Origin of the sequence: Lacrimispora amygdalina (assembly GCF_003432035.1) — a bacterium.
Taxonomy (GTDB): Bacteria; Bacillota; Clostridia; order Lachnospirales; family Lachnospiraceae; genus Lacrimispora; species Lacrimispora amygdalina.
The window spans coordinates 1-26,636 of the sequence record NZ_QOHO01000016.1 but is presented as its reverse complement, the minus strand read 5'-3'; the positions used below and the strand labels follow the sequence as shown (position 1 = coordinate 26,636).

The window sequence follows — 26,636 nt, the reverse complement described above, 5'->3', positions numbered from 1 at the left end:
AAATGAGGAAAAGGATAGGAAAATACTGGAAGAACAGGCGATTCTAACAGGTGATGAAGATATACAAAAACCGCCTGCCTGGCTAATTGATTCAGTTGCAAAATCAGAGTATAAAAGGGTCATAAAAGACCTAAAAAACATAAAAATTATAGGCAATTTAGACCTGTCAAATCTGTGTGGATACTGTAATGCATACTCCATGTACCGAAAGGCTACAAAGGATTTAAGCAAGGGTGATTTAATAGTCAAAAAGATCTCTGCCAGCGGATCAGAATACGATGCAGAAAATCCGCTAATCATGATACAGAAAAAATATGCGGAAGAGATGCGTAAGTTTGCTTCACTGTGCGGGCTTACCATAGACAGCAGATTGAAAGCAGCAACTATAAAGATAGATAAGGTTGAAAATGAGATTGAGGATGAGTTCGGTGATATTTAATGACAATAAAGGAAGAACTGATACGATATTCCAGAGATTGCCTGGAGGATAGGATACCTTCTGGGAAGAAGCATCAATGGGCTTGTGCCAGATTTTTAAAAGACCTGAATAGAATAGATTCAGATGGATTCCCGTACATATGGTCTGAGGAAAAGGCAGAAAGAATTGTAAAATGGTTTTCATACCTGAGACACTCCAAGGGTGAGCTTGCTAAGAAGCCGATCATCTTGACTACATGGCAGAAATTCTTTTTATGTCAGATTTATGGCTGGCGGCATAAGGAGACTGGGTATAAGCGTTTCAAAAAGTCATTTGTAGAAGTAGCAAGAAAAAACGCAAAGTCACAGATGGAGGCGGGAGTTGCCCTCAATGAAATATCAGAACAGGCAACAAGAAATGGTGAGGTATATGAATATTATACTGCTGGAGTAAAGAGACAACAGTCAAAAGTTATTTTCGATGAATGTGAGTTAATGCTGATAGGTTCACCACTAAAAACAAAATTCAGAATAACAAGAGATATTATAAAGCATAAGAAAACTGGTAGTTTCATCCGCCCGCTTAATAAAGAAGATGGAAAATCGGGGGATGGAACAAATCCGGCAGGTCTTATCCTTGATGAATACCATCAGCACCCGACCACTGATTTTTACGATTTAGGTCTTGGTTCTGCAACGAAAGAACCGCTGTTAATGATTATAACAACAGCGGGAAAGGATTTAACATATCCATGCTATACAGAAGAATATTCCTACTGCTCAAAACTTCTGGATACTGGTAGCGATGTAGAAAACGATGAATACTTTGTTGATATATGCGAAGCTGATGAAAACGATGACCCGGACGACATCAATACCTTAAAAAAAGCAAATCCGATTAGAGCCTTTTTTCCTGCTGGACTTGAAAAACTCCAAAGTGAATGGAAGATTGCCAAAGATATTCCTGAAAAGTTAATTGCTTTCATGACTAAATGTCTAAACATTTGGATGCAGGCAAAAGAAAACAGCTACATGGATATGTCCAAGTGGAAGGCCTGCGAGGTAGAAGATCTACCCCTTGATATAAATGGTCGCCCTGTTTATGTAGGATTTGATATGTCAGCAAAGACAGACCTTACGTCAGTAGCTTTTATAATTCCCTTCCAGAGTGGTGAAGTAGATGCACATGGGAAAGAGATTATTAAATATATCGTATTTTCTCACAGTTTTATTCCTACAAGAGAAAAGCTGCGAGAGCATATTTTGAAAGATAAAGTACCGTATGATTCCTGGGAACAGCGTGGGTATCTTACAGTAACAGAAACACCCATTGTAGATCAGGGAGCAGTAATGGAATATGTTCTAACCGAATGTAAAAAGCATGACTGGAAAATCCAGACCCTTTGCTTTGATCCGGCCAACGCCTCAAAGCTAATGATGGATCTATCTAATGAAGGATTCGACGTAGAAGAGGTCTTCCAATCACAGAAAAGCCTTAATGAGTCAACCCAGGGCTTCCGGGAGCAGGTATATTGTAAAAATATTTTTTATATGCACAACCCTCTTCTTAATTACGCAATGAGTAATGCGGTCATTCGTCAGAATAATGGACTGATTAAAATAGATAAAGATGCAACCACTAAGCGCATTGATCCGGTAGACGCCGTTCTGTGTGCTTTTAAATTGGCGTTATATCATGAGTTTGGTGAGGATTACGCAGATTATTTAAATAGATTTTTAAAGGAGATGCGAGAAGGGACTTTAGGAGCAGAATAAAAGGAGCTGTAAATGCGTTAAAAGGTAGTACGACCGTATCTTTAGGTGATCCTGATTTACTACAATGGTTGGGAATTGATAAACACGGAAGCAAAAAGTCAATAAATGAAGCAACCTATTTTACTTGTTTAAAGATGCTTTCAGAGACTATGGGAAAATTACCGCTAAAATATTATAAAGTGGAAGGAGACGGAAGGACAAGAGCTGCGCCTGATGATACTGCAAAGCTTTTGATGAACCGACCAAATCCAATTATGACTCCAGCCACGTTCTGGGGAACCATTGAAGCAAACTGCCAGCATTACGGGAATGCATTTGTATGGCTCCAAACGGTATTTATAAGAAAAGGAAAGTATGGAGGAGAATATAAGATAAAGGCCTTTTGGCCGATGCAGTCTAACTATACCAGTGTTCTTATGGATGATGCAGGAATTTTTGGCTGTGCCGGTAAACTATATTACCGTTACAGTGATCCGAAAACAGGAAAAACCTATACATTTCCGCAGGAGAGTGTCATGCACTTTAAAACCTGGTGCAGTTTTGACGGCATAATGGGGGCTTCGGTGCAAGATATTTTAAAATCCACGGTTGGAGGTTTGGGAGAAGCACAAACCTATTTGAACAACTTATATACCCAGGGGCTGACTGCTTCAATGGCGTTACAGTATACAGGGGATTTAGACAAAGGGATGCGCGCGGCTTTGGAAAAGGAGTATAACTCTTTACTGACAGGGGCAAAAAATGCAGGAAAGGTTGTAGCTATTCCGATTGGAATGACATTACAGCCATTAAATATAAAGCTTACAGATGCCCAGTTCTACGAGTTAAAGAAATACACAGCTCTGCAGATAGCCGCAGCCTTTGGAATAAAACCCAACCAGATCAATGATTATGAAAAATCAAGCTATGCAAACAGCGAGTCTCAACAGCTCGCTTTTTTGGTAGATACCATGCTTTACCGTCTCACGCAATATGAGCAGGAGATTAACTATAAATGCCAGACTGAGCAGCAGATTGTAGAAGGTCTGTTTTACAAATTCAATGAGAAAGTAATCTTAAGAACGGATTCAAAGTCTCAGATGGATCAAATTATATCGGCGGTAAAAAACGGCATTTATACATCTAATGAGGGACGTAATCAGTTAGATCTGCCGCCAAAAGAAGGAGGAGATGTACTTGTAGTGAATGGAAATTGTGTTCCGCTCACAGAAGTGGGAGCAGCATATCGCAAAAAGGGAGGTGAAGGTTAAGTGGCATCAATAGATATAAAAGGTGATATTGTAAGCAATGATGATAAGTGGATGTATGACTGGCTGGGCTGGGAAGCTACAAGCCCGGGTGATATTAAAACTGCTCTGTCAGAATGTAAGCCAGGTGAGATATTAACCGTACATATCAATTCTGGAGGCGGTTCGGTCATGGCCGGACAGGAGATATTCTCCATGCTTTATGGACGGAATGATGTGGAAATTAAGATCCAGTCGTTAGCCGGATCCGCAGCATCCGTCATAGCAATGGCCAACCGGTCAGAAATAAGTCCGGTGGCAATGATTATGATTCACAATGTATCCATGTGGGGAGCCAGCGGAGATTATCATGATATGCAAAAAAACGCTGAGATCCTGAAGAACATGAATGCAGCTCTGGCAGCAGCCTACACAGCAAAGACGGGTAAGTCACAAGAAGAGATCCTTAAACTGATGGACAAGGAAACATGGCTTACGGCGAATCAGGCACTGGAAATGGGATTTGTGGATTCGATTGCGAAGGACTCCGCAGTATTTACAAATAATGTCTCTGGACTCCGGCTAACTGATGAAATCCGCCAGAAGGTACTTGCTGATAGAGCGCATAAAGACCAGATTGAAAATGAAAAAAGTGAATTATTATGTGATATAGACCTGTATGGGGTCTAGGAAAGAGAGGCTATAAGGAACAAGAAACTTTTAGAATTATTAAACAGCATTAATGCAAAGAAAACAGAGGTTATCGACCTGAGCAATGAGGGAAAGATTGAAGAGGCAAAAGCGGCAAAAGAAGAACTTAAGAATCTCCAGGAGCAGTTTGATTTATTAAAAGACGTAATTGATCCCGATGGAGACGGCCAGTTATCAGAACCCCAGGCACAGGGAGCAGTACCTGTCCAGAAAAAAGATTCCACCTCAGAGTTTGCCAATGCTGCCAGAAGTGGATTTAAGAATGTAACCATGACAGAGGGTTCACCTGCAGATGGAGGGTATACAGTACCAGAAGATATCCAGACAAAGGTAAATGAATACCGTTCTGCAAAGAAATCCTTAATAGACCTTGTTGACGTAGAGAATGTAACAAAACCGAAAGGTTCCAGAACGTTTAAGAAACGCAGTCAGCAGACAGGATTTGTTAAGGTCGGGGAAGGTAAGAAAATCGGAGCAAAGACTACCCCACAGTTTGAAAGAATGTCTTATGAAATTTCAAAGTATGCCGGTTATCTGCCTGTTACGAATGAGCTTCTTTCCGATTCAGATACTAATATAACCGGGACTTTGATTTCCTGGCTGGGTGATGAGAGCCGGGTAACACGAAACAACATTATCCTTGATACTGTAAAGACGCAGAAAAAACAGGCTATTACAGGGCTGGACGATATCAAGAAGATTCTTAATGTAACGCTGGGTCAGGCGTTTAAATCTACATCAAAAATTACCACTAATGATGATGGTCTCCAGTGGCTTGATACGCTGAAAAACAGTAAGGATGAGTATTTGCTGCAGCCAGATCCAGCCAATCCCATGCAGTTAAGAATATGCGCAGGTGCAACCATTATCCCGGTATTTATCGTACCAAATGAAGATATGCCTTCCGACGTTTCAACTGAAGGACACAGAAAGGTTCCATTTATTATCGGTGATTTAAAAGAAGGTGTAAAATTCTTTGACCGTAATCTTATGTCTATTATGACCTCTGAGATTGCAGCTATTGGTGATCTCAATGCATTTGAAGAGGATCTTACGATTTTCCGGGCTATTGAAAGAGAAGATTGTAAGATTAAGGACAGTGCAGCCTTTGTATATGCAGAATTTGACCTGGCTGATCTAACGGTAAAGGCAAGCAAGGCGTAACACAATAAATCTGGAGGTTCATGATGAAGCTTGAAGAAGTAAAAAGTTTTTTAAGAGTGGACTTTGAAGATGATGATAACCTGATTAAATGTATCATGGAGGCGGCTGAACTGTATATCAAAGATACGGTAGGAGAGTATGACAAAAACAATCCTAAAGCCAATCTTCTTTTTATGGCACTGGTGCAGGATCTGTATGATAATAGGGAGCTTATGGTTACAGAGCAAAAGAAAAAGCGCATGTCGTATACCTATGCTTCCATTATTCTCCAACTGCAGTACAGCATTAAGGAGGTGGCAGAAGGGGAATAAATCCGGGCAGACTGAAAAAAAGAGTTACCATTATGCGGTATAAGGATACCCCTAACGAATTAGGCAATACAGTCAGCACACTTCAAAGATACAAAACTGTATTTGCAGAGATAAGACCCATAAGAGGTCGTGAATATCTGGAATATTACAAGGACAGTAATAGCCTGGAGTATAAGATCACGATTCGGTATATACCGGATTTACTCTCATCAGATGTATTGGAATATCACGGCCGGCAGTTCCTCATCAACAGTATCATTAATGTAGAGGAACAGGGATATATTCAGGAAGTCATGTGTACAGAAAAAATCCATGAAAAGAAACCGGAGGCAGAGAATGGCGTTTGAAATTAGGGGACTGGAAGATCTTCAACGAGATATTGAAAACGTAGTAGTAAAACACCCCGATGAAGTTAATAAAAAAATGAGGTCATTGGGAAATCAATTTAAAAATGATTGTAATGCCAAGATGCCAGCAGATTATCAATCAGGGAAACGTGCTATCCCCAAATCCTGGGAGGTCCGGTCAGAGCAGCAGGCTCACGTTGTTACGGAAGTGCAGATCAGAAACAAAGCTCCTCATTTTCATCTGGTAGAAAACGGTCATGAAAAGTACATTCGGGGGAAGTCAACAGGTGGTTTTGTTCCAGGGAAGCATTATGCTGAAAGAACCAGACAGGAATATGAAGATAAGTTCCCAGATGAAATCGAAGAATTTTTAGATAAGATTCTAAGGGGGAATAATCTGTGACCGAATACCAGGAATTAATTTGTGCATTGAATGGCCTTCTGGGAAATAAATTTCCTGCTATACAAAAATACGGAAATGATACAACGGAAGGATGGAAAAAGCCATACTTTTTTATTGAGTGCGTACCAGGGGCAACTGCTTATGAAACAATTAATTTTGCTAAAAGATCCTGTGTATTGAAAGTTACCTATTACCAGGAAACAGTAAATGAACCGGATCAGCTTCATAAGGTAGAAGAAATTCGGAAATTAATTGGGATGAAGTTCTGTGTTGGCAGCAGGAAGCTGGACGTAAGAAGTTACAACCATGATTATGTAGGAGAATATAATAACATTCTGCAAATATCTGTGGAATTGGACTGGTATGAAAATCTTTGCCAGCCGCCAGCCGCTGAACTAATTGATAACGTTGATGTGGCATTAAAGAAAGGAGAACGATAAGGGGAGCACCTTCGATTAATATTATATTCATAGAAAAAGGAGTTACTGCAATGGAACGTGGAGAACGTGGTGTAGTAGCTCTTGTTTTAAAAGATAAGACAAAACAGAAAAAAGTCATTTATTCAGTTTCAGACATTCCAAAAGAGTTAAGTGACGAAAATAAGGAACTTGTGGAAATGGCACTGAGAGGATATCAGAAAACACCGCAAAAGGTTATTTTGTATATCATGAGTTCGAAACCGGAAGACATGGAAGCAGAATATCAGGAAATGGAAAAATACTTTGAAATCACTGTCTTTAATTGGCTGTCCATTCCTTCAGTAGAAACCGATAAGAAGACAGAAGAAATCGCTGCATGGATCAAAGCACAGAGGAAAGCTAAACGGACCGTAAAGGTGGTCCTTCCCAATGTTGAGGCAGATTCAGAGGGAATCGTAAATGTGATTTCCAGTCTCTATAAGAATGAGACAGAATACAAGCCGGAAAAAGTCACAGCAAGGGTGGCCGGGCTCATTGCCGGTACTCCTATGACCATTGCCTGTACCTATGCTCCATTAACTGATTTTACAGACTGTACACGTCTGACAGCAGAGGAACTTGATTCCGCTGTGAATGCCGGAAAGTTCGTGTTCCTGTGGGACGGGGAGAAAGTAAAGGCCTGCAGGGGGATCAATAGTGTTGTAACCGTTGGTAATGGAAAAGGAGACAGCTTTAAAAAGATCAAGATTGTAGAGGCAATGGATATGATTCAGGACGATATCCGGATGACGGTTCAGGACAACTACATTGGTAAGTTTGCAAATACTTACGATAATAAGTGCCTGCTCATAACTGCAATCAATGGTTATTTTTCAGAGCTTATTCGGGAGGGCATTATCGAATCTGGTACATGCGAGATAGACATTGATTCTCAGAGAAGCTATCTGCAGACAAATAAAATTGCTGTGGAAGATATGAGTGAGCAGGAAATTAAAGAAGCCAATGTAGGCTCTCATGTGTTCTTGAAGGCAAAGGTATCTATTCTTGATGCAATCGAGGATATTGACTTGAATATCTACATTTAGGCAGGAGGTGAAACGAAATGAGAGGTTTTAATCCAGATAACGTCATAAATGGTACCTATGGGGAACTGTGGTTTGATGGAGATTATATGGCTGAGGTGCTTTCCTGCAAGGGAGAACTGAACATTAAATATACATCAATTACAAGAGTAGGGCATTTGATTGACGGACAAAAGATGACCGGACTTGAAGGTAAGGGAGAATTCAAGCTACATAAGGTTTCTTCCACAGTAATGGGGAAAGTGTCAGATTCATTAAAAAAGGGAAAAACTCCATCGTTTACGATTATATCAAAGGTAGCTGATCCGGATGCTTTAGGTGCGGAAAGAGTTGCCTTTTATAATTGTAAGCTGGACAAAGCCGTTCTGGCCGATTGGGAAGCGCAGAAAAATGGAGAAGAATCCTATTCTTTTACTTTTGAGGATTGGGAAATTTTAGACAGGATATAAGGAGGAGATAGAATGAATTTAGCAGAAAAATTAATGAAACTGGACCGGAAGAAATTAGAGGAAGTACCGACCGGTGAGATAGAAATTAAGAGACTATCACAATTAACTGGAGAACCGTTCACTGTAAAGTGCAGAGCCATTCCAGGGGAACGCTATACAGAAATCGGCTCTGTTATGACAGATCATAAAGGAAAACTTGATCTTGGAAAGGTATATAGAGTAAATACGCTGCTTGCCGTTGAAGGAGTTGTGGAGCCGGATCTAAGAGACGCAAAGCTTCAGGAACACTTTAGCTGTAAGACACCAAAGGATTTGGCAGAAGTCCTTTTTCAGGGCGGCGAGATGTCGAAGGTGGGAGACCTTATTACGGAGCTTAGTGGATTTGGAGAAGAATCGGATAATGAAATAAAAAACTGATTGATACCGATTCAGAGGTTCAAATGATGTATCTTCTGTTTCGGTATAAGAGCTGGAGTCCATCTGAGTATTTTGATATGCTGGAGAGTGATAAGCGAATTGTTCGATTGTTTATGGCCAGGGAAATCGTAGAGCGGAATAAGGAAATAGAGGAGATGAAGAAGGGCTAGAGTAATAGATGCAGTTTTAAGACTGCGGGATGAATTCAGTGGTAATTTGAGAAGATCTGTAACTTCTATGACCAACATGTCAAACAGTGCTATAAAAATGTCCCGTGATATTGAAAAAGCAGGAAAGTCCATTTCAAATACCGGGAAAAAACTTACCGGTGCTGTAACAATGCCTATTGTGGGGCTGGGAGTGGCTTCTACAAAGATGGCACTGGATTTTGAAAATGGTCTGGCTAAGGTTTCTACCATAGCAGATACAACGGCCATGAGCATGAATGAAATTAGAAATCAGACCGTTAGCCTATCGAATCAGATGGGGATTGGCGTTACAGAAATTTCCGAGGCACAATACCAAGCGATTTCTGCCGGAGCCAAAACCGCAGATTCCCTTGACCTGGTCAAGACAGCAGCCATGGCAGCAAAAGCAGGTTTTACAGATACAGCGACATCTATAGATGGTCTGACTACCGTATTTAACTCCTACCAGGGAGCCGTAGACTATTCAGCCATTGCTGATCAGATGATGATGACTCAGAATTATGGTAAGACCACCTTTGGGGAACTGGCTTCCAGCATGGGTCAGGTGACCCCTATAGCCAATTCGTTAAATGTATCCTCAAAAGACCTGTTTTCCTCTATTGCGGTTCTTACAAAAAATGGTATAGCGACCTCACAGGCAGTAACAGGCATGAAGGCAGCTTATTCCAATATATTAAAGCCCACATCAGATGCACAAAAAGAAGCCCAAAAGCTGGGGATTGAATTTAATGCAGCCCATTTAAAATCAGTGGGCTGGGCTCAATTCATGGCAGAAATTAAAGATAAGACAAACGGAAATACGCAGTCTATGGCAAAGCTTTTCGGTTCGGTGGAGGCGCTTAATTCCATGACCGTCCTTGCAGGTGCAGGGTTTGGGGATTTTACAGAAGCCCTGAACCAGATGGACGGTGCGGTCGGACTGACCCAAAAGTCCTATGAAAAGATGCTGACACCTACAGAGAGGTGGAACATAGCGCTTAATAAGGTAAAGAATGCCGGAATAAAGGTAGGGGAAAAGCTCCTGCCTTTTTTTGAAAAGATAACGGAGGTGGTAAGCCGGGCTGCAGACCGCTTTAATGGACTATCCGATTCGCAGGTAAATATGATTATTAAACTTGCGGGAATTGCAGCTGCAGCAGGGCCGGCTCTCATGATATTTGGAAAGCTAGTAAGCGGTGTAGGAAAAGGATTGATGATCTTTAATAAACTTGGTAAAGCCATTAAATTTGCAAAAGGTGTTATTCCTCTTCTTACATCTCCTATTGGACTGGTCATCATAGGCCTTGTGGCGCTCATTGCAGTTATTATATTAGTAATAAAGAATTTTGATAAAGTAAAAGCTGCAGTGAAAAAATTCGCTTCCCATTTTAAGGGAGAGATATCCACGGTAAAAACCACCATTGAAAAGGTGAAATCCGCTTTTTCTTCTGTAGCTCCGCAATTTAAGTCTGTAGTTGATAAAATTGGCCCTATGATTCAAAGCATAAAGACAGCACTGCAGCCGGTCATCACGTTTATTGCTTCTGTATTTTTAGCCAGATTGAAGATTGGCTTCTCTGCTTTAACTGGCTTCGTATCTGGTTTTGTCACTCAGCTGGAGCCTATCTTACATGGAGTAATCACAATATTTGATGGAATCATCACTTTTATAACAGGTGTCTTTTCCGGAAACTGGTCAATGGCATGGGAAGGAATAAAATCTATTTTTTCTGGCATATTTGAATCCATCGTAGGCATTGCCAAAGGTGTAATAAACGGAGTAGCTTCTGCTATTAACAGCGTAGTTAAGACAATCAATGGAATGGGTATTAAAATACCGGATTGGGTACCAGGGCTTGGAGGAAAAGCATTTAGTCTGAATATCCCTACCATACCAATGCTTGCCAAAGGAACGGATTCCTGGAAAGGTGGAATCGCTCAGGTCCATGAGCGTGGCGGTGAGATTATAGATCTGCCGCATGGCAGCAGGGTATATCCTCATGATGAATCTGTGTCCATGGCCAGAAAAGAAGGAATCTCTTCAGGAGGAATCACGATAGCCAAGCTGGCCGATCAGATCATTGTTCGGGAAGATGCAGATATAGATAAGATAACCAATGCTCTTGTCAGAAAACTACAGAAAGCACGTGTAAATATGGGAGGAACTTAATCATGGAGATATGGTTAAAACAAGGTGAAAATTGCTTAAGAATACCAGTACTGCCTTCATCCTATCAGGTAAGTACTTCTCAAAATAACACAACAGTAAATATTAATGGATTGGGAGAGATCAATCTTCTGGGGAAAAGAGGACTTACCGCGGTAAGCTTCTCTTCTTTTTTTCCCTGCCATTACGAGAGCTTTTGTTCAACCATTATTAAGCGTCCAAAGGAATATATCAGTCTGTTAGAAAAAATGAAGAGGAACGGGGCAATGAGGCTCCATATAACTGGAATCCTATCATTGAAAGTAGCAATAGAGACTTTGGATTATGAAGAGAATGATGGAACCAGGGACATTACCTATACATTAGGTCTGAAGGAATATCGGCATTTAAGCATTCCAGAGTCATCACTTACGAGCCAGACACAGGAGACTGTTACAGTAAGAGAAAGTCCGGTTCCTAAAGCGGGCAGGACACATACGGTTGTGAAAGGGGAATGCCTGATAAGCATTGTCCGTAAGGAGACAGGATCTACGGACTGGAAGCCTGTTTACGAAGCCAATAAAAGTACCATAGGGAGCAATCCCAACAAAATAGATCCAGGGCAGGTGTTGATAATACCATGATTATAAAGCTTAGGAAACAAAGTGATAATAAAATCTATGATGTCACTCAAATGGTTGAAAGCGTGGATTGGTCTGGCTCTACGGAATCCGTGGCACGTACCGCCGATATTACTATTATAAATGCACCTTATGATGAGAATATTTCTTTCCTTCCTCGTCCAGCTACCGGAGATTTTATCTCGTTGATAGAGGAAAAAGAACTGTTTTTTGGCAGGGTGTATGGAATAGAGAAGACATCAGAAATTGGAACGGTAACGGTCAATTGTATTGATAACCTTCAGTATCTCTTGAAATCCAAATGGAATTATAATTTTAAGAATAAGACAGCAGAAGCTATAGCAGCCCAGGTCCTTGCTGATTTACAGTTTCCTGTTCGCACCCTGGAACCTACTGGGATTAATATAAAATCTATGCTCTGTCAGGGAGAAACCATTTATGACATTATCATGCAGGCTTATACCATAGCACACAAAGTGAATCAGAAGCTTTATATGTGCTTACTGGAAAACAATAAACTATCCGTGGTAGAGAAGGGAATCATTGTAGCCAATTATAAATTATCTGAAGGGTTGAATATAACAAAATCCTCATTTACAGAATCCACGGAAAGCATTATCAATAAAGTAAAGATCTATGATGATAAGGGAAACCAGGTAGGAGAAGTCACCGATGTAGAATCAATAAAACAGTATGGACTTTTTCAGGAACTGTACACGGTAGAAGAGGGAGTCAATCAGACTACAGCAGCCAATCTGATGCTGACACAGCCAGAACAGACACTATCCGTTGAAGCTATAGGTGATATAAACTGCCTTTCAGGATATGGGGTCACTGTAGAGGACCGTGTAACAGGCATGAAGGGCTTATATTGGATCAAGTCAGATAAACACAGTTTCAAAGATGGGGTACATACCATGGAGCTGGAGCTGAGTTTCAAGAATCTCATGGATAAAAAGGAAAGTCAGGAGGAGAGTTAAGGGTAGAAGATCTTGTGAGAATTATGCAGGAGGAAGGAGCAAAAAACAATCCTCCAACCATAGAATTTGCAACAATGACAGGACCAAAAAGCTGTAAGATAGGTGATCTTCTTTTGGTAGAGGAGGATCTTATATTTTCCGAACATCTTTTGAACCGGTTGACCATAATGGTATCTGTCAGCGAATCGCATTCTGATCAGAGCCAGTACATACAGCCTCTGCAGGTAGGAGATGAAGTGGCAGTTATTAGAGTAAGCCAAACAAGATATCTGGTTCTGGATAGGGTGGTGGGATTATGAGTCTGCTCCCTACCTTTGCCTTGGATAAGATAACAGCCCAGTCTGGGGGATATACGGAACCTGTGGAGTATGAAGTCAATTTAGAGACCGGACAGCTTACCGGCCGAAAGGTTAAAGGAAAAGAAGCTGTCAGGATGTGGATATGGCTGTGTTTGCATACAGAACGGTTCCGCCATCCGATATACTCCTGGAACTATGGTACAGAACTTGAACAGTATATAGGCCAGACTTTGACACAGGAGTTTCTGGAAACGGATTGCCAGGCATCGGTGGAAGAGGCTCTTATGATAAATCCATATATAAATGAAATCAGAGACTTTCAGGTAACAATAGAAGAAAATAAGCTTTTGATTAGTTTTACAGCAGTCACAAAATTTGGTGAAGTGGAGGTGGAAACGAAGGTTTGAAGATAAGACCTATGAGGTTATCTTAAAACAGATGTTAGACCAGGTACCGGCAGGTATGGATAAGAGAGAGGGGTCCATCATTTATACCGCTCTTGCCCCAGCTTCCATGGAACTTGCTGCCACGTATATGGAACTTGATACGGTATTAAAAGAAATGTTTGCAGACACAGCAGACAGAGAGTATTTAATCCGGAGAGCAGCGGAGCGAGGGGTAATTCCAAAAGGAGCTTCCTATGCAGAGCTTAAGGGAGAATTTAATATGGATATTCCGATAGGCAGCCGTTTTTCTCTTGACGAGCTTAACTACATCGCCATAGAACGGTTGGAAAATGGTGAGTACCGGATGCAGTGTGAAACCCCAGGAACCGCCGGAAACAATAACTTTGGTACATTGATCCCAATTGAGTATATCAAAGGGCTTACCAAGGCAGAACTGACCGAAGTCTTAATACCTGGAGAAGATGAGGAAGAAACAGAACATTTCCGAAAGCGGTATTTTGAAAGCTTAAACTCTCAGGCATTTGGTGGGAACATAGCTGACTATAAGAAAAAGGTATCTGCGATTTCCGGAGTGGGAGGCGTTAAGGTTCTTCCTGCCTGGAATGGTGGAGGAACCGTAAAACTGGTCATTGTTGATTCCTCTTATAATATTCCAACTGCCGATCTGATCCAGACAGTGCAGGATACCATTGATCCGGATCCTAACCGTGGAAAAGGCTATGGGCTGGCTCCAATCGGTCATGTGGTCACGGTAACCGGAGCGGAAGCAGAAAAGGTATCCGTTACTACCAATATAACCTATCAGACCGGGTATGATAAAAGTCAGTGCATGGAAGATATCAGCAGAGTGATAGATGAGTATCTGACTGAATTAAATCGTTCCTGGCAGGAGGTTAATGAAATTGTGGTAAGGGTATCCCGGATTGAAAGCAGACTCCTTGATGTAGCAGGAATCCTTGACGTACTGGATACGAGTATCAATGGAGTCAGCGGAAATTATTTAATTCCTTCTGAACGGATTGCAGTAAGGGGTGATATCCATGTCTGACCATAGAGAAATCAATCTGAATTATTATTTACCGGATCCTTTTAAGAACATGAATGAGTTTGATAAGATAACCAACCTGGAATCAACAGAAATAAGAAACTTATCAGAAAAATGCATGGAACTATGGAACGATGGATTTGTATTAACAGCAGACTATCAAGGGTTAAAGAAATGGGAGTCTCTACTGGGTATCCGGCCAGATCCCAAACGTTCCTTAGAAGAGAGACGAGCAGCTGTCTTTGCTGGTTGTAGTAAACAACTCCCCTATACTGAACAGAAGCTGAGAGAGCAGCTTATGGCCATGCTTGGAAGTGATTATGAATTATATATCAGGAATTCCACCTATGAATTAAAACTTGTGGTGATAGAGCGACCTCAGTCTGTTGTAAAAAGCATTCAGAAAATGGTTCAGGAAATGATACCGGCCAATCTAAATGCCGGTTTCTTTAGCAAATACCAAGGTAATTACGAAGTTCCGGTTTCTGTAAGAGATTCTATACATTTCCGTACAGCATTTTATCCCCGTTATAACCTGCCGCATTTATATCTGGACAATATCTGGATACTAGATGGCAGCCGTAAGTTAAATGGATATGACAGCGGAGATTTCATTGATTTTTACCCGGTAAAGTTCAAGTTCCGGGCTGAGGTCCCGGCAGCTGTCCATGAGGCAGAAAAGATTAGATCCGCTATGTATGCTGCGGAACGGATCAGGCTCTCTGCAGAGGTATTTAAGTTTGAAACAGGAGTAGAGGAAAATATTAAAAACATTGAGAGTATAGCTATTGCATCTGGAATTACAGAGCAGACAACGGCAGGTCCAGTCCGTGTTATGAATAGGAATGTGATGGGCAATAACTGGAAATTAGATGGCGACCGCAGGTTAAATGGCGGTTTATCAATTTTATAAGAAAGGATGAGAATTATGGCAGACACAACAAATGGAGTTATTACCGTAACCGTTAGGAAAAAGTTCTGTAAGGCCCACGCCGGGGATATGACGCTTTCGGTGATTACGCACATGGCCTGGGGAGATGGAGGCGTGGACGAAAATGGCCAGCCCAAAGCAACGACCGGTAATGAAATTGGACTTTACAGCGAATTGTTAAAAAAGCCGATAGAGACCCACTCCTATGCAAATAAAGAGGAAACCACCTGCCGATATACAGCTACCCTGGAAAAAGGGGAGCTTACTGGAAAAGAAATATCGGAAATGGGACTTTTTGATTCAGATGGAGATCTGGTTGCATATCGGACATTCATGCGCAAAGGGAAAGATGCCGATATTCCCCAGATTTATGATATGGATGAAATCTTTTAAGGAGGTTTACTAATGGTGTTTTGTAATATAAAAAATCCACCGGAATATTCCACGGAAATTCGGAAGTGGGATAGAGAGACGCTTGCCGATGGCCAAGAGATGGCGGTTGAAATAGAACAGCTTTTCAACAATACCTTTTATAACAAAATGGTGCAGGAGCAGCATGAACAGCTTATCGAGATAAGTATTCCTGCTTCTGGGTGGAGCAATACGGCTCCCTATAGCCAGAGAGTAGCAGTAGCAGGGATTAAAGCAACTGAGAATCCTGTATTAAGCACTTGCACACCTAAAAATCTGGAACCTGCAACGGTAAAACTTAGAAGAAAGATGACTGGTATGATAACTGATGGGGAAACAGAAGATGGATATGTCACCTTTTATTGTGGAGAAAAAAAGCCAACCGAAGATTTTTGCGTATATCTGAGAGGAGTGAGTGCAAATGGGTAAAGTGAGTATTGCCAGTGCTGGCGGTATCGGGGTAGGGTCTGATGAATGTACAGCTCTTAAAGATGATGTATTAAAAGGTATGCGGGCGGTAACAGCCGATTCAGATGATGAGGTTGTGGAAGGAGCCTTAGAGCTTACTGGAGACGCAGCGGACAGTCAGGTACTAGCCGGTAAAACCTATTATAATACGAACCCTAAAATTAAGAGAACAGGAAGTATGGTGAATCAGGGAGCTGTAAGTCAGGCTTTAAATGCCGGTGGGAGTTATACCGTCCCTAGCGGATATCATAATGGTTCCGGAAAGGTTACAGCCAATAGCCTGGCAAGTCAGACACCGGGAAATGCAGGTCCTGGTGCTATTTTAACTGGATATAACGCATGGGTAAATGGAAATAAAGTACCAGGTTCTATACCGATTCAAGGAGCAGACGAAGCTGCGGACAGAGCGTGGGCCACAAATTGGTCAACTTGGGGAGGTGGAGAAATTTTCCTAGGTGTTCGTAACGGACATTACTTGAACGGTGTAAACTGGATACGATATAATCTAACAAATTTTGTTGCCGGAAACATTAAAAAAGGAGTCAATATTGGTGGTTTAGTCGGTACATTTGAGGGGTATGTCCCAACTCCTACTGATCTATATTTGAGAGGGAATAATGTAAGCGGGTGGTATAGTGGTACAGCAACCTTTGACACCGGACAAATTAGTCTACCACGAATACCAAGCAGTCAGGGTTACCTAAATCATATATTTGCCAACAACATTAATCTTACTGGACAAAACTGGTTAAATATACAGGGGTATGCTAACAACGGTGCAAACACTATAAAAAAAATATATCTATATAGTAAACCCGAACAAAATAATTTTATTTCACTTGGCGTATTGGACGTAACACAATATGCCGCTGGACTATATACTTATGGATTTGATCTAACGGCACATCAAATAGCGGCTAACCTAGAATTACAACTTTATCAAATGGAAGGAGCAATCTATCGTATTTGGTTAAGTTAAATGGAGGAAAAATGAAAATATATGTAAACGAGCAATACGAAATTATATCGTTGGATAAAGAAATAGATGGCTACAAACACGTCTTCAATACAGACCAAACCAGATCTGATCTTTTCGGAAACCTGTGTGATACATGTGTTCGTGGTTATAAATACGAGCCCTTATATGAGATGTTATTTAATGAAGATGGGAGCAATCAGAGAGATGAAAATACTGGAGAAATTCTCTGCAAAGTGGACGAACATGGGAATAAGATTACACATGGTTTCTCTTGTCATCCTTTTGTTCCCTATCAGACCCTAATGCTTATCCAAAAGCAGTATGAAGATTCTCAAAAGCAGATCAACGACTTAAATGCTCAGGTAGCCTACCTGCAGATGATGTCCATTAAAGAGGAGGTATAGATCATGAGTAAAAACTATGAAAAGGTGAAACAGTTTTATGATACTGAATCTTGGCCGTTAAATTGGGTGCAGGATGCAGTGAACCGCTGGATCACGGCGGCTGAGTACCAGGAGATCACAGGAAAAGAATATGAGAAAGAGTGAGGTATTTGAAAATGAAAAATTCAATATGTACAGCAGTGGGAGTGGTAGGAAGTTTTATAGCATCTCTATTTGGAGGCTGGGATACCGGGATTGGTACCCTGGTCCTTTTTATGGGTATTGATTTCTTTTCGGGTCTTGCAGTTGCCGGGATATTTAAAAAGAGTACCAAAACAGAAACTGGAGCGCTGGAATCAAAAGCTGGCTTTAAAGGATTATGCCGCAAGTGCATGACCCTCCTGTTTGTCCTGATTGCTTACCGTCTGGATCTGGCCATTGGGACCAATTACATAAGAGATGCTGTGATTATCGGCTTCATGGCAAACGAGCTGATCTCCATTGTGGAGAATGCTGGGCTTATGGGAATACCCATGCTCCCCGTTATTAAAGAAGCCATTGATTTATTAAAGAAGAAAGCAGACATAACTGAATAATTTGTTGCGACCGTCGCAACGGTTGTGACATTACAACTTTATGGACCTGGGTGATCCTGGGTCCTTTTTCGATTGGAGGAAAATAACTTGATTAGTAATTGTGGTCACGATGAAAACGGAAAATACACAGGCGGCAAAGTAGGGGATCAGACTGGTGGAGAGTATACGGTAATTAACTGGTACAACCGTCCTTGGGCTTGTGTATTACGATATCCAGATATCAATGTAGGGTTAAAGACCGCAGAGGTTGCAAAGGCTGCGGCAATTAATAATAACGTAGGATATGATCAAGGACAGAGACTTACATATTATAACTGCTTACGAGCTGTAAATTGGGATCCTGCTAAGATCATAACTCCATGTGAGGGTGACTGTAGTGCAACAACGGCGGCAAATGTTATTGCTGCCGGAAATTTATTAGGAATCAGTAAGTTAAAATCTATCAATCCATCAAACACTACATCGACATTGCGTAAGGCTCTTGTTTCAGTAGGATTTGAACTTTTGACAGACAGCAAGTACCTTACAAGTGATAAATATTTGCTTCCGGGAGATATTTTGCTTTATGATGGGCACCACGTAGCAGTTAATCTCGATTATGGTTCCTGCATTGCATCACAGCCGGAATATACTCCAGGCTGGAACCATGATGAAAATGGTTGGTACTTTGCAGACACGAAGACCACTTACTATAAATCCTGTTTTAAAACCATTGAGGATCATAAGTATTACTTTGGATCTGATGGATACGCTTATCAGTCCAGGTGGCTGCAGTCAGGCAGTGACTATTACTATTTTGACACGGACTGCTATATGGTCGCAGACAAGTGGGAAGAAGTGGGTGGTAAGTGGTATTGGTTTGATGCTTCTGGAAAGATGGTCACAAATGTATGGTATGAGTATAGCGGTGCATGGTATTACCTGGGACCAGACGGGGCTATGTGTCAGTCGCAGCTTGTTGCAAACTCTGAGAAAATCTATGCAGTAGACGCTGACGGAAAAATGATAACAGAGCCGGTGACGCTCACCCCAGATCAGGATGGGGCACTGCAGTATCCGGGATTAGTGAAATAGTGCTAAATTTGTTTGGTAAGGTTACCGATTGTCCGAATTGAAACTAGATGATAATATACAAGCATTCTAAAACATAAATCAAATGCTGAAATCCCAGAATACTATAATCGATTATATTAAAAATTTATAAGTCATTTGTTAAACTCAGATGGCTTTCTTTTCTGCACTTTATTTATTGATTTAGAATGCTTATAACAACAGTAATTACAAAAGATAAATTTTGGAGGTAAAATGTATGAGTAAAAAAGCATTGCTTAAAATAAGAATAGCTATTTGTTTTATGGTTAGTGTGTTGTTTTTGTATCCGATTCCTACCTTTGCGGATACAAAGGAGACTAATAAAATTGCATTAGCAGATAATGTTAAAGAGAATTGGACAAATTTAGCTCCTATGTCTGTTGCTAGGGATTGCTTCCAAACAGAAGTAATAAATGGTAAAATATATGCTATTGGTGGTTCTAATCTGAAATCAACAGAGGTATATGATCCTAATACCAATAGCTGGACAAAATTAGCTTCTATGTCTGATGCTAGGAATTATTTTCAAACAGAAGTAATAGATGGTAAAATATATGCTATTGGTGGTGTTGGGCAATCATCAATAGAAGTATATGATCCAACTACCGATAGCTGGACAAAATTAGCTTCTATGTCAACAAGAAGGTTTGGATTTCAAACAGAAGTAATTGATGGAAAAATATATGCTATTGGTGGAAGTATGTAATCTAATTATGAGGTTCAATCATCAACAGAGGTATATGATCCAACTACCAATAGCTGGACAAAATTAGCTTCTATGTCTACAGCTAGGCTGTTATTTCAAACAGAAGTAATTGATGGAAAAATTTATGCTATTGGTGGATTAAATGAAAATGATCTAACATCAACAGAGGTATATGATCCAACTACCAATAGCTGGACAAAATTAGCTCCTATGTCTGATGCTAGGGAAGTCTTCCAAACAGAAGTAATAGATGGTAAAATATATGCTATGGGTGGTTCTAATCTAAAATCAACAGAGGTATATGATCCAACTACCAATAGCTGGATAAAATTAGCTTCTATGTCTGATGCTAGGTATAATTTTCAAACAGAAGCAATAGATGGTAAAATATATGTTATTGGTGGTGTTGGGCAATCATCAACAGAAGTATATGAACCAACTACCGATAGCTGGACAGAATTAGCTTCTATGTCAACAAGAAGGTTTGGATTTCAAACAGAAGTAATTGATGGAAAAATATATGCTATTGGTGGTGTTAAGAATTCTTCCATGGAAGTTTATGCAATATCGCCAAACTCAGGATCATCATCAAACTTAAAAGCCTCAGGAGGAAATTCCAAAGTAGATTTAACCTGGGACGCAGTAGATAAAGCTACAAGCTATACCATTAAACGTTCAACAACTGCAGGAGGGCCATACACAACTATTGCTTCTGATATAACAGATACTTCTTATACAGATACAAACGTAGCAAGCGGCACAACCTATTATTATATTGTAAGTGCCACTAATAACGGCACAGAAATAAGTGATTCCAATGAAGCTTTCGCAGAACCTATCGCGGATCAAACCCCTCCTGCAACTGAAGCTAAATTAAAAGTTGTATTAGAGGTTGCCGAATCACTCCGATTAAGTGTAGATGATGACTTAAATGTTAATACACAAATGTCTTGGTCTTCTTCAGATCAAACAGTAGCCACGGTAAATGAAAAAGGCATAGTGACAGCTCTGACTCCTGGTAATACTATAATAACAGTAAAGAGCGTAGATGGCGCCTACACAGATTACATAAACGTATTAGTTGTAGAGAATGCAGACGATTACAGACTTGCAATTGATTTGAAAGTTGGAGAGACAGCCAGATTAACAGCGGATGATTTTACTAACACAGCAAATATCACATGGGCTCCTATGGATTCATCAATAGCAAATGTAACCAGCAAAGGAAAAGTCACAGCACTGAGTAAAGGATTAGTTTTAATCACTGCAAAGGATGCAGAAGGAAACATCATTGGCCGTGTTTATGTAAGAGTAAGAGAATAATTTGATTAAAGGCGGGTCCGGTATTCCGAGCCCGTTTTTTTCCTATTGCTTTTATGGTACTGAAAAAAATAGCGGTAACAATCACGCTGGAACAGGACGGGCGCTACAGTATCCTGGATTAGTGAAATAGTGCTAAATTTGTTTAGCAAGGTTACCAATTGTCCAGATTGATTCGAGATGATATTATTAATGCATTCTAAAACATAAATCAAATGCCGAATTCCCAGAATACTATAATCGATTATATTTAAAAATTATATGTCATTTGTTACATTCGAATGTCTTTCTTTTCTGCACTTTATTTTTTGATTTAGAATGCTTATAACAACAATAATTACAAAAGATAAATTTTTGGAGGTATATGTATGAGTAAGAAAGCATTGCAAAGATTGGCAACGAGTATTTGTTTTACACTTTGTGTACTGTTTTTAGGACATATCACTGTTTTAGCTGATGAGGTTAAGCCTGTACATGAGTATACTTTTGATAATGATCCGGTAGATAAAATAGCTACTCCAAATGGTTACCCAGCTGAATATGAATATTTTTACGAAGATTCAGGTATAGAAGGTGGGGCTAGTGGGTGTAGGGCTGGTACTTATAATATGTCTTTTGTGACAGGTTATAATGGTAAAGGAAAAGCAGCTCATTTTGACAATACAACTAAAATGTACTTAGGCTATAAGGCAATGCCAAAAGGAGCAAAGTCGATTAGATTTAAAATAAAAAAAGATGCAGCATCTGTAAATAATGAAATAACGGAACCTATTTTGTCTACTATTACAGATAAGTATAATGGATATTATATAGGTATTGGAGCATTAAATAATGATTCAGAACCCGGAAGTCTATTTATTTTAAATCAAGATAATAACAATAAGATAAATTTTGAAATACATACGTCTGAAAGTATATGTGATGGGCGGTGGCACGATGTTCTATTCACTTGGGATGGGACAACAAACTCAAATTCTATCAAGTTATATGTCGATAATATGACAGTACCTGTTTCACAGTTAACACCTGTTTCAACTGAAAATTATACCACTACAGCTTTTGGAGTAGGCTTTCAAAATTATAGTTTAATAGAAAAAAATAAATTATCAGCTAATAAATATTTTTGGGGAGACTTAGATGAACTTCAATTTTATGCTTCAGCAATAACTCCAAGCTCAGAGACGTCATCCAACTTAAAAGCCACTGGCGGAGATTCCAGAGTAGACTTAACCTGGAATCCTGTAACCGATGCAACAAGCTACACCGTTAAGCGCTCCACGACTGCAGGAGGTCCATATACAACAATAGTGACAGGTATAACAGGAACTACCTATACAGACACAGGCGTTACAAATGGAACTACATACTATTATGTTGTGACAGCGATAGTCAATGGCAGCGAAGGCTGGAACTCAAATGAAGCCTCAGCCACCCCACAAGCTTCCACCGATCCAAATCAGTCAACTGGAAACAAAGCTCTTCTTGTGATTACAATGGTAACCGGCGAGCGAAAAGAGTACGAAATGACCACAGATAAAATCAATGACTTCATTGCGTGGTATAATAGCAAGGGAGCGTCAGGCCCAACCTATGTGATTGAGAAGGATTATAATAAAGCTTCGTTCACAACTCGAAAAGATTATATTACTTACGAACAGATTTCGAATTTTGAAGTAAATGAATATAATAATTAATTTGATAGCCCTGGGAAACTGGGGCTTTTTATTTTTGGTTAATTCTTTTTAGACTCTGCAATAACATGCTAAATGCTTATCCAGCCATTATCTATCTTAATCCAGTTGGATATGCGGTCACAGCACGAGACATTATTAATGGAAAGTTATTGCTTAGGGCCAAAAGCTAGTATTAATGTGAAGTGCGCACTGAATGTGTCAGATCGGGATTGCATATTGAATATGGGGGAATAGTTGCATATTTTTGGTATTGCATTGATATTTTAATGTTTTTATCAAATAGTATTGCCTTTTATGTTTATATGTGTTGAAATAATAGAGGTTATAATTTTTTGAATAATTTGTCTTATTTGAATATGGAGGGTGAGTATGATTTGGTTAATTCCTGCGAACAGTGAAACATTTAATCATTATGGGGCGTTTGAAAAGTTTGGATCCATTGACTGGACAAAGATATGTAAATATGAAACTGATGATACTGTATATATTTATTGTGCAAAACCAATACAAGCAGTTTGTTATAAGACAGTAGTCACACTTGATAATTTATCTTTTGATGAAACAAATGATATGGAACCTTTTTGGTATGACAAGGAAAAGTATAGGTCTACCCAGAATAATAAATTCGTTAGGCTTAAGCTAATCGCGAAGACCTCAAATGAAAATCTCTCATTAATGAATTTAAGTCAACACGGATTAAACGGTGCTCCGCAAAGACCACAAAGGTTAAATGATGATCTTATAGAATATATAGAAAGTCAATTTGATGATGATATATCTATATCGGTTGATGAGGAGAGTTTCCCAGAAGGACGAAAAAAATATCGTCAACATGTACTACAAGAACGTAATCGTACTTTAATAAATGAGGCTAAACGAATTTTTAAAGAAAAAAATGGAAGATTGTATTGTCAAGTATGTGGTTTTGATTTTTTGGAGACATATGGTAGTCTTGGAGAAGATTTTATAGAAGGTCATCATACTAAGCCTATTTCTGAAATGAAAGCTGAGCAACAAACAAAAATAAAAGATATTGTTATGCTATGTTCAAATTGTCATAGCATGATACATAGAAAAAGACCATGGATTACAAAGGAAAATTTAGAAGCATTGTTAAAATAGTTGGTTTATAAGATCTAATTTAGAAGAATGAAAAATTTTATTTTTCAATTTTAATAACTATAATAATGTTTGAGGAGGTATCACATGGCGAATTATACTTATGAAAAGGTTCATATAAATAATTTACATCCTGATGTCGAAAATTTTAGATTTGACCCAGTAGAAAATGAGCAAGAAGCTATATTAACGATGGTAAACCAAATTCCTACAAAAATATATAATATGATAAAAAGCATATTAGATAATGGTGGAATTGACCCATCTATTCTACCAAATATCATACCATATAAAAAAGGGAGTAAGGAATATATAGTAATGGAAGGTAATAGGCGTATATGTTCCTTAAAAATAATAAAAGATATTTCTATTATAGATAAATCACCTGAGTATCAAAAGTTGAAAAAATTGATGAGTAAGTATGATTTAAAAAAGATACCAGATGAGTATTATTGTACGCTCTATGAAAATATTCAAGATACATATTTTTGGACTTATCTTCGTCATGCTGGAGAGTTAGCTGGAGAGGGTTTAGTAAAATGGGATTCGCTAGCAGTTGATAGATTCAAAATAGGAACTAATCAATCCAAACCCAATATTTCATATTATATTATTAACTATATAAACGGTAATACAGACTATCAAATTAAAAATTCAAGATTCGCAACTACTTTGAAAAGAATTGTAGATTCATCTGCAGGAAAAATGTACTATGATGTCGATGTCATAAATGAAGAGCTTGTATTTAAAAAAGATAAAAATAGTACAATAGAGAGGCTATGTTTATTAATTGATAACCTCGATAATAAGAATATTACTTCACGTAACACTAATACGGTAGCTGAAATACAAAATTGGATTAATCGACTAGATAAAGAGTATAAATTAAATAATAGTAATGTGGAGATCTCTTCGCCTATAATAGCTACACAGCAGACAGCAGTTGCACAGCAGACTATAGAAATGCAGCCGGCAGCAGCAGTACCGCCGGCAACAGTAATATCGCCGACAGCAGCAATACCGCCTAAATCAGTCATGCCAGCGGGTACAATTAACCCCCCGGTAGTATTACCAACCTCATCTACAGTAGGGAAGGTGAAAACAAAAAAATTATTTGAAGATTTGTATATAGGTAATAATTGTTCAAGTGGGATAATAAACCTTGGAAATGAGTTAGTTAAGTTATCGAAGAATGCATCAGGTGGAAACTATGTGACATATCCCATAGCCACTGCTATGCTTTTACGTGCGTATATAGAACAGGCATTTAAATACTACCTTAATAAAAATGAACATTGGGAAAGCCTGTGTGCAAGTAAAAAAAATCCAAATGGAGATCCTGCGTTGGGAGAAATACTTAGTTATTGTAGGAATAATAGAAAAAAGTTATTTGTTGATAAGACGCAATTACGGTTATTTGGAATACTATTTGATAAGGATTCTACAATTAAAGATTTTTTGGACTTAAATATTCACCATCCTAATATTGTTACCGTGTCCAGTATTGAATTGACTATTTTTAGTAATTTGGGTTTGACTAGTTTCTTAAACTATTTAATTCAATAAGAAAGGAAAAAATTTATGCAGTCGCCATCTCCCTTAAGATACCCAGGAGGGAAAACTAAATTATTCCCATATATACAGAATATTTTTGAAGTAAATAATCTAAGAAACACCACATATGTAGAGCCTTTTGCAGGAGGTTGCGGTTTAGCTATAACTCTTCTAAAAAAGAATCTGGTTCATGATATCATTATTAATGATTATGACTATGCTATATATGCCTTTTGGTATTCTATTCTTAATTATACTGAAGAATTCTGTGAACGAATACAGAATATTGATATTAATGTTGATCAGTGGGACATTCAAAAAGATATATATTTGCATCAAAACTTACATTCTATTTTGGAAGTGGGTTTTTCAACGTTTTTTTTGAACCGTACAAATCGTTCAGGAATAATAAATGGAGGTATTATAGGCGGTAGAGAACAAAATAGTAATTATACTATTGATTGCAGGTTTAACAAAACGGCTCTGATAACTAAAATCAGGGATTTATCAAGTTATTCAAATCACATACAATTATATAATTATGATGTATTTGATTTGATAAATGATATAATACTTAATATGCCTATAAATAATACATTTATTTACTTTGATCCACCGTATGTAAAGAAAGGGCATCAGCTTTACCGAAATTTTTTTAATTTTCAGGATCATAAAAACTTAAGGGATTGTATTATAAATCTAAAGCATCATTGGATTACTACCTATGATCATACAGATGAAATTGCTATACTATATCAGAATTGTCAACAAGATGTAATTGATATAAATTATAGTGCGGGTACCAATAAAATTGGAAGAGAACTGGCTATTTTTAGTGATAATTTAAAAATGCCTGAATAAAATGCTTAATAAATATATATATTTATTAAGCCGTTTTAAGTAGTTAATATAATTACCTACACCCTCTCGGCCCATATACATACGGCCCCCCCAT

General features: G+C 39.0%; 33 protein-coding genes and 1 pseudogene. All 34 read left to right on the top strand.

Translation table 11 applies throughout. From position 1 onward, the window contains the following. The first annotated feature begins 22 nt into the window (after nucleotides 1–22). The 34 genes and pseudogenes from DS742_RS05245 to DS742_RS05090 all read left to right on the top strand — a co-directional run bounded on the left by DS742_RS05245 (nucleotide 23) and on the right by DS742_RS05090 (nucleotide 26,542). Nucleotides 23–439, top strand: a complete 417-nt coding sequence (locus DS742_RS05245) for a phage terminase small subunit P27 family (RefSeq protein ID WP_117415966.1) — start codon at nucleotides 23–25, stop codon at nucleotides 437–439. Next, a complete protein-coding gene (locus tag DS742_RS05240; protein ID WP_117415965.1) occupies nucleotides 439–2,193 on the top strand; it encodes a terminase large subunit in 1,755 nt (584 codons plus the stop codon). Before DS742_RS05245 ends, DS742_RS05240 begins: the two co-directional genes overlap by 1 nt. Then, entirely contained in the window at nucleotides 2,151–3,443 is a 1,293-nt protein-coding gene (locus DS742_RS05235) for a phage portal protein (protein ID WP_205692735.1), read from the top strand. The genes DS742_RS05240 and DS742_RS05235 overlap by 43 nt, the downstream gene beginning before the upstream one ends. After that, nucleotides 3,444–4,109, top strand: a complete 666-nt coding sequence (locus DS742_RS05230; RefSeq protein WP_117415963.1) for a head maturation protease, ClpP-related — start codon at nucleotides 3,444–3,446, stop codon at nucleotides 4,107–4,109. 12 nt (nucleotides 4,110–4,121) lie between these two features. After that, nucleotides 4,122–5,294 (top strand): phage major capsid protein, encoded by a 1,173-nt coding sequence (locus DS742_RS05225; protein ID WP_117415962.1) that lies wholly within the window; start codon nucleotides 4,122–4,124, stop codon nucleotides 5,292–5,294. Nucleotides 5,295–5,314: 20 nt separating this feature from the next. Then, complete coding sequence (locus tag DS742_RS05220; protein ID WP_117415961.1) at nucleotides 5,315–5,605, top strand: head-tail connector protein; 291 nt, start codon at nucleotides 5,315–5,317, stop codon at nucleotides 5,603–5,605. Continuing rightward, nucleotides 5,602–5,952 carry a phage head closure protein gene (locus DS742_RS05215; protein WP_341457612.1) on the top strand — a complete coding sequence of 117 codons (351 nt, stop codon included), beginning with the start codon at nucleotides 5,602–5,604 and terminating at the stop codon, nucleotides 5,950–5,952. Before DS742_RS05220 ends, DS742_RS05215 begins: the two co-directional genes overlap by 4 nt. Further along, nucleotides 5,942–6,355 carry an HK97 gp10 family phage protein gene (locus DS742_RS05210; RefSeq protein WP_117415959.1) on the top strand — a complete coding sequence of 138 codons (414 nt, stop codon included), beginning with the start codon at nucleotides 5,942–5,944 and terminating at the stop codon, nucleotides 6,353–6,355. The genes DS742_RS05215 and DS742_RS05210 overlap by 11 nt, the downstream gene beginning before the upstream one ends. Continuing rightward, complete coding sequence (locus tag DS742_RS05205; RefSeq protein WP_117415958.1) at nucleotides 6,352–6,795, top strand: phage tail terminator family protein; 444 nt, start codon at nucleotides 6,352–6,354, stop codon at nucleotides 6,793–6,795. Before DS742_RS05210 ends, DS742_RS05205 begins: the two co-directional genes overlap by 4 nt. A 50-nt stretch (nucleotides 6,796–6,845) precedes the next feature. After that, nucleotides 6,846–7,859, top strand: coding sequence for a phage tail sheath C-terminal domain-containing protein (locus DS742_RS05200; RefSeq protein WP_117415957.1), 1,014 nt, complete (start codon nucleotides 6,846–6,848; stop codon nucleotides 7,857–7,859). Nucleotides 7,860–7,876: 17 nt separating this feature from the next. Continuing rightward, the gene (locus tag DS742_RS05195; protein WP_117415956.1) at nucleotides 7,877–8,305 is read left to right on the top strand and encodes a phage tail tube protein; all 429 of its coding nucleotides are present in this window, start codon (nucleotides 7,877–7,879) and stop codon (nucleotides 8,303–8,305) included. A 12-nt stretch (nucleotides 8,306–8,317) separates the two neighbouring features. Then, nucleotides 8,318–8,722, top strand: coding sequence for a phage tail assembly chaperone (locus tag DS742_RS05190; RefSeq protein WP_117415955.1), 405 nt, complete (start codon nucleotides 8,318–8,320; stop codon nucleotides 8,720–8,722). Between the two features lie 23 nt (nucleotides 8,723–8,745). Then, complete coding sequence (locus DS742_RS28735) at nucleotides 8,746–8,892, top strand: hypothetical protein (RefSeq protein WP_170313369.1); 147 nt, start codon at nucleotides 8,746–8,748, stop codon at nucleotides 8,890–8,892. Nucleotides 8,893–8,959: 67 nt separating this feature from the next. Next, on the top strand, nucleotides 8,960–11,080 hold the full coding sequence (locus DS742_RS05185) for a phage tail tape measure protein (protein ID WP_117415954.1): 2,121 nt from the start codon (nucleotides 8,960–8,962) through the stop codon (nucleotides 11,078–11,080). Between the two features lie 2 nt (nucleotides 11,081–11,082). After that, complete coding sequence (locus DS742_RS05180) at nucleotides 11,083–11,700, top strand: LysM peptidoglycan-binding domain-containing protein (protein WP_117415953.1); 618 nt, start codon at nucleotides 11,083–11,085, stop codon at nucleotides 11,698–11,700. Next, complete coding sequence (locus tag DS742_RS05175; RefSeq protein WP_117415952.1) at nucleotides 11,697–12,677, top strand: XkdQ/YqbQ family protein; 981 nt, start codon at nucleotides 11,697–11,699, stop codon at nucleotides 12,675–12,677. Before DS742_RS05180 ends, DS742_RS05175 begins: the two co-directional genes overlap by 4 nt. A gap of 23 nt (nucleotides 12,678–12,700) precedes the next feature. Beyond that, nucleotides 12,701–12,976 carry a DUF2577 family protein gene (locus DS742_RS05170; RefSeq protein ID WP_117415951.1) on the top strand — a complete coding sequence of 92 codons (276 nt, stop codon included), beginning with the start codon at nucleotides 12,701–12,703 and terminating at the stop codon, nucleotides 12,974–12,976. Then, nucleotides 12,973–13,383 (top strand): DUF2634 domain-containing protein, encoded by a 411-nt coding sequence (locus tag DS742_RS05165; RefSeq protein WP_117415950.1) that lies wholly within the window; start codon nucleotides 12,973–12,975, stop codon nucleotides 13,381–13,383. The genes DS742_RS05170 and DS742_RS05165 overlap by 4 nt, the downstream gene beginning before the upstream one ends. After that, nucleotides 13,355–14,431 (top strand): baseplate J/gp47 family protein, encoded by a 1,077-nt coding sequence (locus tag DS742_RS05160; RefSeq protein WP_341457611.1) that lies wholly within the window; start codon nucleotides 13,355–13,357, stop codon nucleotides 14,429–14,431. Before DS742_RS05165 ends, DS742_RS05160 begins: the two co-directional genes overlap by 29 nt. Continuing rightward, on the top strand, nucleotides 14,424–15,341 hold the full coding sequence (locus DS742_RS05155) for a putative phage tail protein (protein WP_117415948.1): 918 nt from the start codon (nucleotides 14,424–14,426) through the stop codon (nucleotides 15,339–15,341). The genes DS742_RS05160 and DS742_RS05155 overlap by 8 nt, the downstream gene beginning before the upstream one ends. Nucleotides 15,342–15,356: 15 nt before the next feature. Then, nucleotides 15,357–15,752, top strand: coding sequence for a phage tail-collar fiber domain-containing protein (locus DS742_RS05150; protein ID WP_117415947.1), 396 nt, complete (start codon nucleotides 15,357–15,359; stop codon nucleotides 15,750–15,752). Between the two features lie 12 nt (nucleotides 15,753–15,764). Beyond that, nucleotides 15,765–16,199, top strand: coding sequence for a hypothetical protein (locus DS742_RS05145; protein WP_117415946.1), 435 nt, complete (start codon nucleotides 15,765–15,767; stop codon nucleotides 16,197–16,199). Continuing rightward, on the top strand, nucleotides 16,192–17,217 hold the full coding sequence (locus DS742_RS05140; RefSeq protein WP_117415945.1) for a hypothetical protein: 1,026 nt from the start codon (nucleotides 16,192–16,194) through the stop codon (nucleotides 17,215–17,217). The genes DS742_RS05145 and DS742_RS05140 overlap by 8 nt, the downstream gene beginning before the upstream one ends. A gap of 11 nt (nucleotides 17,218–17,228) precedes the next feature. Further along, nucleotides 17,229–17,621 (top strand): hypothetical protein, encoded by a 393-nt coding sequence (locus DS742_RS05135; RefSeq protein WP_117415944.1) that lies wholly within the window; start codon nucleotides 17,229–17,231, stop codon nucleotides 17,619–17,621. A gap of 3 nt (nucleotides 17,622–17,624) precedes the next feature. Continuing rightward, entirely contained in the window at nucleotides 17,625–17,765 is a 141-nt protein-coding gene (locus DS742_RS05130; protein WP_117415943.1) for an XkdX family protein, read from the top strand. Nucleotides 17,766–17,776: 11 nt separating this feature from the next. Continuing rightward, nucleotides 17,777–18,196, top strand: coding sequence for a phage holin family protein (locus DS742_RS05125; protein WP_117415942.1), 420 nt, complete (start codon nucleotides 17,777–17,779; stop codon nucleotides 18,194–18,196). 87 nt (nucleotides 18,197–18,283) lie between these two features. Further along, nucleotides 18,284–19,270, top strand: coding sequence for an endolysin-like domain-containing protein (locus DS742_RS29390; protein WP_117415941.1), 987 nt, complete (start codon nucleotides 18,284–18,286; stop codon nucleotides 19,268–19,270). A 235-nt stretch (nucleotides 19,271–19,505) separates the two neighbouring features. Continuing rightward, on the top strand, nucleotides 19,506–19,994 hold the full coding sequence (locus DS742_RS05115; RefSeq protein WP_117415940.1) for a Kelch repeat-containing protein: 489 nt from the start codon (nucleotides 19,506–19,508) through the stop codon (nucleotides 19,992–19,994). A gap of 21 nt (nucleotides 19,995–20,015) precedes the next feature. Beyond that, a pseudogene (locus DS742_RS29880) lies at nucleotides 20,016–20,069 on the top strand (Kelch repeat-containing protein); the annotation flags it as partial. Continuing rightward, entirely contained in the window at nucleotides 20,067–21,317 is a 1,251-nt protein-coding gene (locus DS742_RS05110) for an Ig-like domain-containing protein (RefSeq protein ID WP_117415939.1), read from the top strand. The pseudogene DS742_RS29880 and the gene DS742_RS05110, both read left to right, overlap by 3 nt. Nucleotides 21,318–21,682: 365 nt before the next feature. Next, a complete protein-coding gene (locus tag DS742_RS05105) occupies nucleotides 21,683–23,008 on the top strand; it encodes a LamG-like jellyroll fold domain-containing protein (RefSeq protein WP_117415938.1) in 1,326 nt (441 codons plus the stop codon). Between the two features lie 369 nt (nucleotides 23,009–23,377). Continuing rightward, on the top strand, nucleotides 23,378–24,130 hold the full coding sequence (locus tag DS742_RS05100; RefSeq protein WP_117415937.1) for an HNH endonuclease: 753 nt from the start codon (nucleotides 23,378–23,380) through the stop codon (nucleotides 24,128–24,130). Between the two features lie 84 nt (nucleotides 24,131–24,214). Continuing rightward, nucleotides 24,215–25,693, top strand: coding sequence for a hypothetical protein (locus DS742_RS05095; protein ID WP_117415936.1), 1,479 nt, complete (start codon nucleotides 24,215–24,217; stop codon nucleotides 25,691–25,693). 15 nt (nucleotides 25,694–25,708) lie between these two features. Then, complete coding sequence (locus tag DS742_RS05090) at nucleotides 25,709–26,542, top strand: DNA adenine methylase (RefSeq protein WP_117415935.1); 834 nt, start codon at nucleotides 25,709–25,711, stop codon at nucleotides 26,540–26,542. Nucleotides 26,543–26,636 lie beyond the last annotated feature (94 nt).

Excerpts from the sequence above, each read along its gene's own strand:
- DS742_RS05110 (WP_117415939.1), top strand. The coding sequence starts at position 20,067 with ATGTCTACAGCTAGGCTGTTATTTCAAACAGAAGTAATTGATGGAAAA.
- DS742_RS05150 (WP_117415947.1), top strand. The coding sequence starts at position 15,357 with ATGGCAGACACAACAAATGGAGTTATTACCGTAACCGTTAGGAAAAAG.
- DS742_RS05175 (WP_117415952.1), top strand. The coding sequence starts at position 11,697 with ATGATTATAAAGCTTAGGAAACAAAGTGATAATAAAATCTATGATGTC.
- DS742_RS05190 (WP_117415955.1), top strand. The coding sequence starts at position 8,318 with ATGAATTTAGCAGAAAAATTAATGAAACTGGACCGGAAGAAATTAGAG.
- DS742_RS05130 (WP_117415943.1), top strand. The coding sequence starts at position 17,625 with ATGAGTAAAAACTATGAAAAGGTGAAACAGTTTTATGATACTGAATCT.
- DS742_RS05195 (WP_117415956.1), top strand. The coding sequence starts at position 7,877 with ATGAGAGGTTTTAATCCAGATAACGTCATAAATGGTACCTATGGGGAA.
- DS742_RS05155 (WP_117415948.1), top strand. The coding sequence starts at position 14,424 with ATGTCTGACCATAGAGAAATCAATCTGAATTATTATTTACCGGATCCT.
- DS742_RS05240 (WP_117415965.1), top strand. The coding sequence starts at position 439 with ATGACAATAAAGGAAGAACTGATACGATATTCCAGAGATTGCCTGGAG.
- DS742_RS05135 (WP_117415944.1), top strand. The coding sequence starts at position 17,229 with ATGAAAATATATGTAAACGAGCAATACGAAATTATATCGTTGGATAAA.
- DS742_RS05170 (WP_117415951.1), top strand. The coding sequence starts at position 12,701 with ATGCAGGAGGAAGGAGCAAAAAACAATCCTCCAACCATAGAATTTGCA.
- DS742_RS05185 (WP_117415954.1), top strand. The coding sequence starts at position 8,960 with ATGACCAACATGTCAAACAGTGCTATAAAAATGTCCCGTGATATTGAA.
- DS742_RS05090 (WP_117415935.1), top strand. The coding sequence starts at position 25,709 with ATGCAGTCGCCATCTCCCTTAAGATACCCAGGAGGGAAAACTAAATTA.
- DS742_RS05140 (WP_117415945.1), top strand. The coding sequence starts at position 16,192 with ATGGGTAAAGTGAGTATTGCCAGTGCTGGCGGTATCGGGGTAGGGTCT.
- DS742_RS05210 (WP_117415959.1), top strand. The coding sequence starts at position 5,942 with ATGGCGTTTGAAATTAGGGGACTGGAAGATCTTCAACGAGATATTGAA.
- DS742_RS05180 (WP_117415953.1), top strand. The coding sequence starts at position 11,083 with ATGGAGATATGGTTAAAACAAGGTGAAAATTGCTTAAGAATACCAGTA.
- DS742_RS05125 (WP_117415942.1), top strand. The coding sequence starts at position 17,777 with ATGAAAAATTCAATATGTACAGCAGTGGGAGTGGTAGGAAGTTTTATA.
- DS742_RS05145 (WP_117415946.1), top strand. The coding sequence starts at position 15,765 with ATGGTGTTTTGTAATATAAAAAATCCACCGGAATATTCCACGGAAATT.
- DS742_RS28735 (WP_170313369.1), top strand. The coding sequence starts at position 8,746 with ATGATGTATCTTCTGTTTCGGTATAAGAGCTGGAGTCCATCTGAGTAT.
- DS742_RS05115 (WP_117415940.1), top strand. The coding sequence starts at position 19,506 with ATGAGTAAAAAAGCATTGCTTAAAATAAGAATAGCTATTTGTTTTATG.
- DS742_RS05105 (WP_117415938.1), top strand. The coding sequence starts at position 21,683 with ATGAGTAAGAAAGCATTGCAAAGATTGGCAACGAGTATTTGTTTTACA.
- DS742_RS05165 (WP_117415950.1), top strand. The coding sequence starts at position 12,973 with ATGAGTCTGCTCCCTACCTTTGCCTTGGATAAGATAACAGCCCAGTCT.
- DS742_RS05095 (WP_117415936.1), top strand. The coding sequence starts at position 24,215 with ATGGCGAATTATACTTATGAAAAGGTTCATATAAATAATTTACATCCT.
- DS742_RS05220 (WP_117415961.1), top strand. The coding sequence starts at position 5,315 with ATGATGAAGCTTGAAGAAGTAAAAAGTTTTTTAAGAGTGGACTTTGAA.
- DS742_RS05100 (WP_117415937.1), top strand. The coding sequence starts at position 23,378 with ATGATTTGGTTAATTCCTGCGAACAGTGAAACATTTAATCATTATGGG.
- DS742_RS05200 (WP_117415957.1), top strand. The coding sequence starts at position 6,846 with ATGGAACGTGGAGAACGTGGTGTAGTAGCTCTTGTTTTAAAAGATAAG.